Genomic DNA, 11,030 nt, shown 5'->3' on the forward strand with positions numbered 1-11,030 from the left:
TACCTAAAGCATACTTAGTTTGTTCATCAGCAGCAGCTACTTCTACAGCTTCACTAATAGCAATCCCCAAACTGCCATTACTATTGGGATGTTGTGCAAGAATTTTATGTCCGGCTTGGGTTTGAGTACTTGGGCTAGCAACGACCCTCGCACCGTAGGTTTCCATTAAAGCTCGGCGGTAAGGCTTTTGCTGGTAGCTAACCTTTACCATATAAACTAAGACTTCTAAACCGAATAGCGCACCAGCAAAAGCTAGAGATGATCCCCACTGTCCGGCTCCCGTTTCAGTAGTTAGCTTTTTGACTCCAGCTTGCTTATTGTAGTATGCTTGGGCGACCGCAGTATTGGGTTTGTGGCTTCCAGAGGGACTAACACCCTCATATTTGTAGTAAATTTTGGCAGGCGTATCTAAAGCTTGCTCCAAACGACGGGCACGATAAAGAGGAGTTGGTCGCCACTGGCAATAAATAGAGCGCACTGCATCTGGTATTTCAATCCATCTTTGTTGGCTAACTTCTTGCTCAATCAGTGCCAATGGAAACAAAGGTAATAATTCATCTGGTGTAATTGGCTTACCAGTAGCAGGATTTAAAACTGGTGGTAAGGTTTGTGGCAAGTCAGCTTGGATGTTGTACCAAGCTTTTGGCATTTGGTTTTCAGTCAGAACGTATTTGATCGTGTCCATATAATTAGGTGATGCACAACAGTAAAATTGTACATTTACAATTCTCCAAGAAAAAAGTTAACTTTTATTGTTATTCAAGAGGTTAGTTATGGCAAAAGAATATATGAAGTCTTTAAAGGCAATTGTTGATCGATTAACATTAGCCGCAGTTCTAGAAATGTTAGAACAAATCAGTTATAAAAAAGCAGAAAATCTCAGAATTTATTGCAAAGATGAGACTTTTGCAAAGCTTTGGGATAAAGCTGCTAGACAGATAGAACAGATAAATATTGATATCTAATCAAAATTTTGGTTGTATTGCAAAGCTTTGCAGAAGCCTTACAGCCTTTCTCAAGCTCAGAGGCGCTGTTCGCATTCGGGCATCCTGTGGCAGGTGTTGCCCCAGCAATCGCTTGGTATTCTTCCAGGTGAAAATCAGGATAGCATGTCCTCTTAGGTGGATATTGCTATTTTCTTTATTTAAAAAACTGTCGCCAGAAAATGTTTATATTGTGGAGAGTGTGGAGCAGGCAATCGCTACTGCCAAAATAATTTTATCTTAGTTACGAATTAGTGTATCAGTAAAGTTTTCTCAAATTGGGAGGCTCTCGAATTGATTGGGTTTGAATTCCCATCTGTTGCCTTAGCTTACCGAAATTTAAATTATATTCCGGATCGGACTGCTCCAAGGGAGTGTATGTATAAAAAAGAGAACTACATTCCCAGATGATTAACCAAATTACCGCTTTAGAATCCTGTTGGCATATTTCTTCTGAGTGGGGTCAGACCATGCCTCCAGTAGCAGTAAGAATGTTAGAAAAAGTTTTGTTGCCAATCTCAGACTTGTCAGGCTACTGCTGTGGTGTTCAGTGGGAAAGACAGCAATGGATTTATGCAATTGTTTGCCAGAGTGAAACTCTCTACTTAGCTGAACAAGAATTTCATAGAACAAATCTACTAGAAAAGTCCACTGTTTCTACTCCAGCTTTTAAATTGGGGGATATAGTTGAGGTTGATTTCGGCGAACAGCCGACACGCCGTATTATTCAAGGAATTTTTAGCCTCAAAGATAATTGGCTTTATGGGGTAGAGTGGCGCTCTCCAATTTTAGAAGAAGTGTCTGCCCAAAGCAGAACAATATGGCTTGCTGATGTTGATTTAGTCAATGTTAGTGTATGACGATTACTCAGTTGCGACAAAAGAGCAGCCCCAAGTTAACTAACAATTTGGGTTATTAATCTCAAGTTACTGGTTTTATTAGCTACTTTTAATTAGTTGTCTGGGCATCATAAGTATTATATAGTGATTATTACTACAGACGCTTCCGAAAATTTCCTTTGTTGCAATTAGCGTTCTGCTTGTAGCTCAAATATCGTTACCCGTATTTGCCAACAATCTTACCGCCACAGTTGTAAGCGTAGGCGACGGTGACACCATACGGGTGAGAACTGGTAACAAAACTGTAACAGTCCGCCTTGCTTGCATTGATGCACCAGAGATGAAGCAAAACCCTTGGGGACAGCAATCATCAGCAAGACTCAAACAACTCCTACCAGTAGGACAAGCCATTACTCTACGCCCCGTTGAAACTGACAAATATAAGCGCCTAGTTGCAGAGGTGTTTGTCGAGAATCGCAGTGTCAACGTGAGTATGGTGCAAGAGGGACAATATGAAAGTCTATCGCCAGTACCTCAAAGGTTGCCCACAATCTAAAGATAGTTTGTTGCAGGGTGAAAACACCGCCAAACAAGAACGTTTAGCATTTTGGAGTCAGGCTAATCCTGTGATGCCTTGGGACTTCCGCCACAGAGCTACCCAAAAGACAACATCAGTGCCGATTCAACCGCAGCAACAGAATAACTGTGATCCTGCTTACCCAGATTTTTGCCTGGCCAAAAATTCACCTGATTTGGATTGCCAAGATATCATGCAAAGAAGGTTTAGAGTCTTGCCGCCTGACCCTCATGGTTTTGACAGAGATGGGGATGGGATTGGGTGCGAAAAATAAAAAACATTGAGTAGTGCAAGTCTAAAACTTGATAAAGAATTAGGATTTTTCAGAAATGTTTACTTTAGCTCAAGTTACTTTTGGAGTTAGATCAACTGGATTAATTGAAATCAAATTAATTGGAACTCTTTATCTAGTTTTAGCAGTTATCTATGTAACTTTAATGCTCGGCTGGTTAAGTCAAAGAAAAAATACATTAACAATTTCTATTTTAACAATTTACATTATCCAAGGAGTATTAGCACCAATTCGTCTATTTTTGTGTGGAATCATATTAATTATGCAAGGTTGGCGATTAGATCCGCTTATTCAATTTGAGCAGTTTCTCCTGTTATTATTAATTATTTAAGTTTTAAGGATATAATAATTAATTGGATTCAGAGAAATTGATAAATTAAAAATCGAGTTAATTATTATTAACGCTGATCTAGCAAGACATCAAAATGTTTAACCTTAGTTTCGGGTTCAATCAGATACTCGTTATCTTTGGGCAGAGGGTGTACTTGTTCTATGTCATTTCCAGCAAAGGCACGAATAGCATTGCGTGACTCCCAATAAGAGATGACAGTGAACTCTGTAATTGTGCCATTAGTACGACGAAATACTTGCGCTCCACGATTCCCAGGAATCGATTGAATTTTCTTTATTCCAGCTTCAGTTAAATATTTATAATATTCGTCTGCTTTATTAGTGAGTGTTTGACCATGCCAAATACGTGCAACTACTGTTTTGGATTGGGCGGTACTACCATTAATTTTAGATGGAATTACGCTAGGCTCAGTCTGTGCAACTACTACGCAAGGTGAAGAACCAAGTAATAGTGCAGATCCAAGAAATATACCGAAAAATTTTTCTCTTTTCATTGTAAATCTTTTGCTAAAGTTAGAAGATTTAAGCGATGATATTTCTTTTATAAAATTGTCAGGCTTACAAGATATCGGTTACAGTCGCAAAGGGTTATCTTGTTGAGGGTAAAGTGTTGGATGTAGCGTTAAGAAAATTGAATTTTAGTGCAAGTAGAATAACATCTTCTTCCTTCCCTACACCCTATACCCCATACCCTTTCATCCAGGAATACCAGGAATTTACGCAAAACAAGTGTGCCATTCCACTTACTACGTTTAAGGCTAATTCCCCTTCTTTACCGTTGCCAACTTCCTTTGACGGCTATAAATCAAAGTCAAGGCTGAATGTTTCGCTTGAAGAATCTTCTTCTTTCTCTTGTACCAATGGAGTTGAAGTTATTGAAGGAAATTTGTTCGGCTCAGTAGTAATCGGCGTGAAAGCTACTTGTTGTGTGGCTAATCCAGCCTTGATGAAAACAAAATAGCAATCAATAATGAAGTAAAGCGTCTCCAGGTAACTTTTACCTAGTTGTTGGGACTCTGCAAATATGCGTTTTTGATAGTTTTCTTTAAGCCGAATTTTTATCGGAGCTAAGTCAAATTTTTCTGTCATTGTGATCACTTAAGAGATGTAGTAGGCGAATTCTTGCTGCTGATGGCTTTTGCCATTTCTAGAAGCCCAAAGACATTAGCTTCCACTGGGTTGTCCAGTATTTTGAACCCGTTTTTCTCTAAAAGCTTCTTAAATCCGGGTAGCAGGCAGCCTCCACCAATCGCCCAGATTTCATCCCCCTGGTGTTTGGCATCAAGCGTCAGATTCACTACTTTCTTCAAGTATTTTTCATACCAATCTTTCAAACAAGTACTGTAAACATCTTTGATATCAATATCCCGGCTGTACCGAGTATGCCCCATTTCCAGACAAAATCGGATCTTGGAGGCATCCCCAATTTTTCCGCCATTTAAATGCTTCATCTTTTGGGAAATATCATTGATGAGAACTTCTACGCCTGTGGGGTAGGCGGTGTGAACTTCTCGTTTCCCTTGGTTGTAACGAGAATACAGAGTTGTGCCATTGCCAAAATCTAAAATGGTTAATTTTTTTGGTAGTTGATGCCCAAACAATGCACCCATCCCTTCTAGCACGACTTTCAGGACTTCGATCTTCACGTCTGATTGTTTGCCAGCAAGTATTGGCTGATATTCTCCATTGAGTACTTTTTGCAATTCGTCAGCCAGAGCAACATCATGTAAGCTAACGACTAATTTTAAATGCCAAGCCTTACGGTGTGGGAGATGTGCCAATGCACCGAATAATGTCAATAATGCATTATTGACTTTGTTTTCATTGTTATCAGTGTTTCGGTCAAAATAATTTCCTGTACGGAAAGCTGATTCTCCAACTGTGTAAGCACTACCGTTAAAAACTACCCTCCCTGGTACGTCTTCCATCTCGGCATTGGTTATATAGCTGGGGACACGAACAACTTCAAAGCCATCGACTAAAAGTTTTAGGCTTCCATAGCCGTTATCAAAGCCAGCAGGAAAAATTTTTTGCAAGGTGTGAATGTTAGACATAAAGAGAAAGGTAATAGACTTTGATTTGTGAAAGTTATCTGTGATTTGTGAAGTGGGGAGCAGAGAAGAGATGAATAAAATAACTACTCTTTTTTTCTTCAGCGTCAAGAAATTATCATAACCTCTTGGGGGCTAAGTGGGGTAAAATCTCACCAAGTCAAATGTACCCCATATAGCCCCCATATAGCCCCCTTATGGGAGTCAAATTTTGTTCAAACTTCTAAACTGCTTTGGGGTACACATAGCCCCCATATAGCCCCCACAAAATTTTTTGAAATCTTTTCTATCAACGCAGTAAAAATTTATTTAGATCATCGTTGACCCTTTAATGAAATTCAAAATTCTGTTATGAAGAATAAGAATAATTTTGAATTAATTATCCTTCAAGGCCATTGCCCCTACTGATTCAAAGAATCAAGGGTCTACAAGACGCAACACTCGAAGACTCGCTAACGCGGAAAGCGAGCCCACGTTCGCGCAGCGTCTCGTAGAGAGTGTCTTGTCTTTAATTTTGAAATTCCTTGTTCGTGTAGCGTCTCACAGAGAAGAGGTTGACAGCTTAATTTCTACTTTAGTGTCAATAAGATTGTTGAAAAGCAATTCAGTCTCGCTCTTTAACTTATTGCTGACTATGTAACGAGTGCGTTGTCACTTGCTTACAGGTTCAACTTTCTCAACTGAATCATCATTTACACCCAAAGTCAATTCCAAAGGAGTTCTTTGGGGGTAAGCTTTTACTACTTGTCGATAAACATCATAATTAGTAGGTAGTGCCTTCTGTAAAGTACCCACTCCGTAGGTCAGTTTGTACTGAACATCTTTTATCAATTCAGGTTTGCCTGCCTCTTCTTGAGATTTTTTGCGTTGTTCAACTTCATCAACACTTAGTCGTGGCGGTACAGTAGGCCACCATAGCCCTTTGTCATCTGGGCCAACAACTGCTCCTGCTGGTTTCAATCCATTCCTATTCAACACTGAAGTGTTAGCAAAGGTTTCAATGCGTGGCTGTGGTTGACTAGTTAGATCATTGGCATACTTGACTTGCCAGGTGTAACTGGTGAGTGCTGTAGCTTCATACTGTTCAGCAGTAGTAGTGCTGCAACTAGTTAGTCTCAGTGCCGTTAGTGCAGTTATTAAGGGTACAATTTTCAACTTTTGCATTATCAATCGTTAATATCTCTTACCAATCACTCTTGATCTTGGTGTGTGCCATCATTGCTGCCAAGGTGAAGGAATCGCTGTTGTTGAAACCACCTGACCCGTTGTTAATCTAATCGCCGTCTGCTCACAATTAGGACATTGGACTTTCACCTGAATTAGTGAAGGATGGCCTTTGTATTCTCCCATCACTGGCTCTCCAGTATATTCGCTAATTATTCCCTGCTGACAGTGCCAACACTCGAATACCACGCGCCCCACCTATTTATCGCAGTCCAAAAACTGGATATGTTGACAGCGTTCTGGTGGTAAATCTTCATCATCTCGAAGTGTAAATTGGGGCTGTTGTAGTGAATTAGATTTTTTCTTATCAGGGGAGATACGTTTGGCTTTGCCTTTTTATAAATGTTGCGGTTTTTCAGAAACGTTCCTCTTTGACGCGAAAGGAGGCACCGTTTGACCTTGCTGCTCTACTGATGGCGACTCATCACTGGGAGTTGGGTCAGCCCGAAGTGTAACTGAGGGTTGCTCTACACTGGTCGGTAAGCAACAAGTTCAGGCTTTTGGCTTGACTTGTTGGATTTTGGCTGAGGGAAAAAGTGGTTTGGATGAACGTTGGATAGATTTCATTGACATTTCTATTTAACTGAACTTACCCGAACTGTGGAACAATCGTATTTTAACTGTCAATTTATGTATTTTGAAGGCTGTGGCATTACTTAATAAGAAAGTATCCTTAACGTTTTAGGTAAAATAATCTCGTGGTATCAGCCTGTTAGCCAAGACATTCTAATCACAACTGATAAATCATTAGTAGTACGATCACCAGGCTTCTACTTGAATCCGGTTGTTGAAGTTGTATATTGAATGACCCAAAACGTTTTGGGTCAGCAGCACAAATATCTATAAAGTCTCTAATTAAGTAAACAATTCCACTAGAGCAAGGTAGAATCTTTTCATTCACGAGTAACGGAAACAGAATTTTGGCGACCAAATTTGTAACACTAACTGCTTTTAAAGGGGGTGTGGGCAAAACTACCTCAGCAGTGTGTCTGGCTTGCCTGTTCGCACAGAAAGGATATAAAGTTTTGCTCATTGATTATGATCCTAATCGTTCAGCATCCGTTTGGGGATCTCGCGGCTATCTACCCTTTCAAGTTGCTACAGAAAATACAGCTAACCGAATAATGGCAAAAGAGAACTTTGATTTTATTGTCATTGACACTCCTGCACGACCAAGTTCTGCTGAGATTAAAGAGCTAGTTGACGGATGTGATTTGCTTTTAGCTATTACAACTCCTTCTGCTCTCTCAATGAGTGCTTTAAATATGATGGTTCAAAGTTTTCCACCAAAAACTAAATATTCTGTTTTATTAACTGTTGTACCTCCATCATCAGAGCCGGATGGGGAAATCGCTTTTCATACCCTTAGAGAACAAGGTTTACCTGTGTTAGAACAAGGGATTCAACGGTTGAAAGTTTATGAACATGCATCTGCCGAAGGGAAGCCAATTTATGAAATTAAAAGAGGAGGAAAAAAAGCATGGGAAGATTGGAAGGAACTAGCAAAGCTGGAACCAATCAAAGACTTGCTAACCTAAAACAGATTTTAAGCTTTACTCCTGATAGGGACGAGAGCGAGATCATTCCAAATGAATCAGGCAAGGATTCAGGAGTAGTATGGATACCCCGTAGTAAAATTCATCTAAGTTTCAGTTTTGTGCCAGGTGGACAGCCTGTGCGCTACTACTATGACCAGGATGAACTAAAAGCTTGGGCGCTAAATGACCTGAAACCGAATGGTATTCACTCTCCATTATGGGTTCGTCCACTAAGTAATACGTTGCCTGATGAATATGAACTTGTTGCTGGAAAACGCCGCTATCATGGTTCTGAGTTTGCAGAAATAGATCCACTTCCTGTCAGAATCTTTAACTGGAATAACCTTGAAGCTTTCAAAGCATCACTTGCAGAAAACAAAAATCGTCGAGATTTTAGTGCCTTAGAAGATTTAGATGGTACTTTGAAACTCCTTTCTTTAGCAATTGAAGCAACTGTTGAAGAAGCTATAAGTCTGCTGTATCAAATAGATAATCTCAAACGTCGCTCAGGTCTTCAAAACGTTTTAGATCATCCTCAGTTTGACAAAATTCAAGCAGTCTTTGCATTTTGTGGTGGAATTACCTGGGAATCTTTTGTTAAAACTAGGCTTCCTTTGTTAAAAAAACCTCAAGAAATTCTGGAAGCTGTTCGTCAAGGGAAAATTGAATACACTAAAGGATTAGAGATTGCAAAAATCGACGACCCTGGTATCAGGCAAGAACTTTTATGGGAAGCAATTGCCAACAATCTTTCACTTGCTGAAATAAAAAAAAGGGTTAAAGCTCTTAAACCAAGTTCAGAAAACCCTATCCGAACTAGATTAGATAGTGCTTACAAGCAATTCAAAAAATCTCTAAAAAATATTGAAAAAGATCCACATCAGCTTCAAGAAGCGGAAAGCTTGCTAGTTAAGATAGAAGAATTTTTACAAGAAAAGTGACCCAAAATGTTTTGGGTCATTTAGCAAGACAGCTTACAGTTAGAGTTTTAGAGAGAGCCCAAAGATAAAAGCTCTCTTTTGAATTAGGTAGGAGAGTTTGTACACTTTTTTATTTCTGGGGATGAAAGCCCGTTCGCCCAGTGTCCGACGGATAAGGGCTTTCATGGATGCCTGAAGATTTATTATAGAAACATCCGGTAAAAGTATATGTTTTAGTATCTATGTACTACAATTGATAGAATTGCAGGCTTATAATAATGTGCGGCATTTTTAAATAAGCAATGTCCACTACTCCAGCCCACTCCCAACAGCAAGTTAATGCTTCTCTCCAACATGAAACCATTACTGGAGTAGTTGAAAGACTCACCTTTTATTCTCAGGAGTCAGGTTACACCGTGGCAAGACTGACTCGTCCACGTAGCACTGAACTCACAACAATTGTTGGCAGCTTTGCTAATATTCAGCCAGGTCAAACTCTACAACTAACTGGTTTCTGGCGTGACCATCCACAATTTGGCCCCCAGTTCCAAGTAGTCAACTACAAAGAAACCAAACCAGCTACTCTCACTGGAATTGAAAAATATTTGGGTAGTGGGCTGATTAAAGGTGTTGGCCCAGTAACAGCCAAGCGTATCGTCGCTCACTTCGGTTTAGAAACGCTCGACATCATCGAAAACCAAATTGAGCGACTGATTGAAGTCCAGGGTATTGCCAAAAAGCGGATCACTCTGATCAAAAACGCTTAGTCAACTCAGAAAGCGATCAAAGAAGTGATGGTGTTTCTCCAGGGGCATGGCGTTTCTACCACCTATGCCGTGAAGATTTACAAGCAATATAAGGATGAAGCGATTGCCACTGTTACCAACAATCCCTATCAGTTAGCAGCCGACATCTACGGTATTGGCTTTCTGACTGCTGACAAGATTGCGAGAAATATCGGCATTGCTGTTTAACGTGATTCAAATAAAAATGCTTAAAATTCCGATAGTGATTTTGGTGAAAAGCGATGAGAATTGTCATTATTTCACTTAAACACAGGCTTTTAGCGCGAATACGTTTTATTCCTCCATGATTTAATAGCTGTTTGTGCCATTGAGCTTCAAAAGCTTTACAGAAATCATCTACGTGGCAAAATAAAGCATCTAAACTAAACATAGGACAGGTGTTGGATTTGACGTTATTTTCAGCTTACTACCTGTCCCTTTCCTTATCCCGAACTCAGGTTATTCATAGAAGCCAGGGGTCAGAATATCCGGTGGTGATTTTGCCAATCTATATGCAGCACTATATGATGTTGACCCGGAACCTGTTTTACACTGGTATAACTCGTGCCAAGAAGTTAGCGATCGTAGTTGGCGCAAAAAAAGCGATATCTCTAGCGGTGCGCTCTACTGATGACCAACAGAGGTACACAAGGTTAAAGCAGAGGTTACTTCAGGCAGGACTGAATTGATATGCCTTGGCTATTAAATAATTCGTAATTCGTAACTAAGTTTTGTGACGGGGATTTAGACCCCGACCCAAAACTTGCGCGATTTTGAACTGCGGAATTTAAACCCACGGTACTCGGTTAAAAATAGAAAATTTTAATGAGCTATTGGATTTATACTTTTAAATCCCCTGGTTTAAAAAAGTCGAAAAGTTTGTATGTCCAGCCTGAGTTCCGACATGGTTCGCATCTATTTGCAAGAAATTGGTCAGTATCCTTTATTAAAGCCAGAGGAAGAAATCGCTTATGGTAGACAGGTACAAGAAATGATTGTTATTGAGCAATCTAAAAATGAACTCACTCAACAACTAGACCGCGAACCAACAATGACAGAATTAGCCAATGCTGTTGAAAAAACCGAAGCACAAGTCCGAGCAGCACTACACCTTGGTCAAAAAGCTAAACAAAAAATGGTGACAGCTAACCTGCGACTAGTAGTTTCTGTTGCCAAGAAATACCAGAACCGCAATTTGGAATTTTTAGATTTGATTCAGGAAGGAGCAATCGGTTTACAAAGGGGTATAGAAAAGTTTGATCCCAATCGGGGCTATAAGCTATCGACCTACGCCTACTGGTGGATTCGTCAAGAGATTACACGCGCGATAGCAGAACAATCGCGCACTATTAGATTGCCTGTTCATCTCACTGAAATACTTACCAAAATTAAGAAAGTACAGCGAGAAAGCTTTCAAAAACTCGGTCGTCATGCCACTGCCGAAGAAATTGCATCAGCATTAAACATAAG

The 11,030-nt window shown here is 39.9% G+C and carries 13 protein-coding genes and 3 pseudogenes; 10 read left to right on the forward strand and 6 right to left on the reverse strand.

Annotation, left to right across the window (positions count from 1 at the left end; translation table 11 throughout):
- Positions 1-685 (reverse strand): TrpB-like pyridoxal phosphate-dependent enzyme (locus tag G1O98_RS32330; protein ID WP_163937112.1); only part of this gene is annotated, 685 nt, incomplete at its 3' end.
- A gap of 88 nt (positions 686-773) precedes the next feature.
- Here G1O98_RS32330 and G1O98_RS32335 point away from each other — a divergent pair.
- The 5 genes and pseudogenes from G1O98_RS32335 to G1O98_RS40365 all read left to right on the forward strand — a co-directional run.
- Positions 774-965: a hypothetical protein gene (locus tag G1O98_RS32335; RefSeq protein ID WP_163937115.1), complete on the forward strand. Its 192-nt coding sequence runs from the start codon at positions 774-776 to the stop codon at positions 963-965.
- A gap of 425 nt (positions 966-1,390) precedes the next feature.
- Positions 1,391-1,843 carry a DUF1392 family protein gene (locus tag G1O98_RS32340; RefSeq protein WP_163937118.1) on the forward strand — a complete coding sequence of 151 codons (453 nt, stop codon included), beginning with the start codon at positions 1,391-1,393 and terminating at the stop codon, positions 1,841-1,843.
- A gap of 262 nt (positions 1,844-2,105) precedes the next feature.
- Positions 2,106-2,378, forward strand: a complete 273-nt coding sequence (locus G1O98_RS40360; protein ID WP_345940617.1) for a thermonuclease family protein — start codon at positions 2,106-2,108, stop codon at positions 2,376-2,378.
- A complete protein-coding gene (locus tag G1O98_RS39380; RefSeq protein WP_202985837.1) occupies positions 2,335-2,673 on the forward strand; it encodes a thermonuclease family protein in 339 nt (112 codons plus the stop codon). The genes G1O98_RS40360 and G1O98_RS39380 overlap by 44 nt, the downstream gene beginning before the upstream one ends.
- A 241-nt stretch (positions 2,674-2,914) precedes the next feature.
- Positions 2,915-3,007: pseudogene (locus G1O98_RS40365) on the forward strand (Ycf66 family protein); the annotation flags it as partial.
- Positions 3,008-3,089: 82 nt separating this feature from the next.
- Here the strand turns inward: G1O98_RS40365 and G1O98_RS32355 are convergent.
- The 5 genes from G1O98_RS32355 to G1O98_RS40945 form a co-directional block, all read right to left on the reverse strand.
- Positions 3,090-3,536, reverse strand: a complete 447-nt coding sequence (locus G1O98_RS32355) for an antibiotic biosynthesis monooxygenase (protein ID WP_163937121.1) — start codon at positions 3,534-3,536, stop codon at positions 3,090-3,092.
- Positions 3,537-3,840: 304 nt separating this feature from the next.
- A complete protein-coding gene (locus tag G1O98_RS32360; RefSeq protein ID WP_163937124.1) occupies positions 3,841-4,131 on the reverse strand; it encodes a hypothetical protein in 291 nt (96 codons plus the stop codon).
- A 5-nt stretch (positions 4,132-4,136) separates the two neighbouring features.
- Complete coding sequence (locus tag G1O98_RS32365) at positions 4,137-5,096, reverse strand: ParM/StbA family protein (protein WP_163937127.1); 960 nt, start codon at positions 5,094-5,096, stop codon at positions 4,137-4,139.
- Positions 5,097-5,744: 648 nt separating this feature from the next.
- Positions 5,745-6,257, reverse strand: a complete 513-nt coding sequence (locus tag G1O98_RS32370) for a hypothetical protein (protein WP_163937129.1) — start codon at positions 6,255-6,257, stop codon at positions 5,745-5,747.
- Positions 6,258-6,308: 51 nt separating this feature from the next.
- On the reverse strand, positions 6,309-6,443 hold the full coding sequence (locus tag G1O98_RS40945) for a hypothetical protein (protein WP_275941816.1): 135 nt from the start codon (positions 6,441-6,443) through the stop codon (positions 6,309-6,311).
- Positions 6,444-7,237: 794 nt separating this feature from the next.
- On the opposite strand from G1O98_RS40945, the gene G1O98_RS32375 reads away from it, so the two are divergent.
- The 5 genes and pseudogenes from G1O98_RS32375 to G1O98_RS32395 all read left to right on the forward strand — a co-directional run.
- The gene (locus G1O98_RS32375) at positions 7,238-7,855 is read left to right on the forward strand and encodes a ParA family protein (RefSeq protein WP_163937133.1); all 618 of its coding nucleotides are present in this window, start codon (positions 7,238-7,240) and stop codon (positions 7,853-7,855) included.
- Complete coding sequence (locus G1O98_RS32380) at positions 7,798-8,796, forward strand: ParB N-terminal domain-containing protein (protein WP_163937135.1); 999 nt, start codon at positions 7,798-7,800, stop codon at positions 8,794-8,796. The genes G1O98_RS32375 and G1O98_RS32380 overlap by 58 nt, the downstream gene beginning before the upstream one ends.
- A gap of 281 nt (positions 8,797-9,077) precedes the next feature.
- Positions 9,078-9,740: pseudogene (locus tag G1O98_RS32385) on the forward strand (helix-hairpin-helix domain-containing protein); the annotation flags it as partial.
- Between the two features lie 257 nt (positions 9,741-9,997).
- Positions 9,998-10,249 (forward strand): annotated as a pseudogene (locus tag G1O98_RS32390) (ATP-dependent RecD-like DNA helicase); the annotation flags it as partial.
- A 194-nt stretch (positions 10,250-10,443) separates the two neighbouring features.
- On the forward strand, positions 10,444-11,030 hold a 587-nt coding region (locus tag G1O98_RS32395; protein ID WP_163937138.1), incomplete at its 3' end, for a sigma-70 family RNA polymerase sigma factor.

It is taken from the genome of Nostoc sp. UIC 10630 (assembly GCF_010747425.1).
In the GTDB taxonomy this organism is placed as follows: Bacteria; Cyanobacteriota; Cyanobacteriia; order Cyanobacteriales; family Nostocaceae; genus Nostoc.

Coding starts and splice junctions, on each gene's coding strand:
- G1O98_RS32360 (WP_163937124.1), bottom strand. CDS start 4,131: ATGACAGAAAAATTTGACTTAGCTCCGATAAAAATTCGGCTTAAAGAA.
- G1O98_RS32340 (WP_163937118.1), top strand. CDS start 1,391: ATGATTAACCAAATTACCGCTTTAGAATCCTGTTGGCATATTTCTTCT.
- G1O98_RS40945 (WP_275941816.1), bottom strand. CDS start 6,443: ATGGGAGAATACAAAGGCCATCCTTCACTAATTCAGGTGAAAGTCCAA.
- G1O98_RS32355 (WP_163937121.1), bottom strand. CDS start 3,536: ATGAAAAGAGAAAAATTTTTCGGTATATTTCTTGGATCTGCACTATTA.
- G1O98_RS32380 (WP_163937135.1), top strand. CDS start 7,798: ATGGGAAGATTGGAAGGAACTAGCAAAGCTGGAACCAATCAAAGACTT.
- G1O98_RS39380 (WP_202985837.1), top strand. CDS start 2,335: ATGAAAGTCTATCGCCAGTACCTCAAAGGTTGCCCACAATCTAAAGAT.
- G1O98_RS32335 (WP_163937115.1), top strand. CDS start 774: ATGGCAAAAGAATATATGAAGTCTTTAAAGGCAATTGTTGATCGATTA.
- G1O98_RS32365 (WP_163937127.1), bottom strand. CDS start 5,096: ATGTCTAACATTCACACCTTGCAAAAAATTTTTCCTGCTGGCTTTGAT.
- G1O98_RS32370 (WP_163937129.1), bottom strand. CDS start 6,257: ATGCAAAAGTTGAAAATTGTACCCTTAATAACTGCACTAACGGCACTG.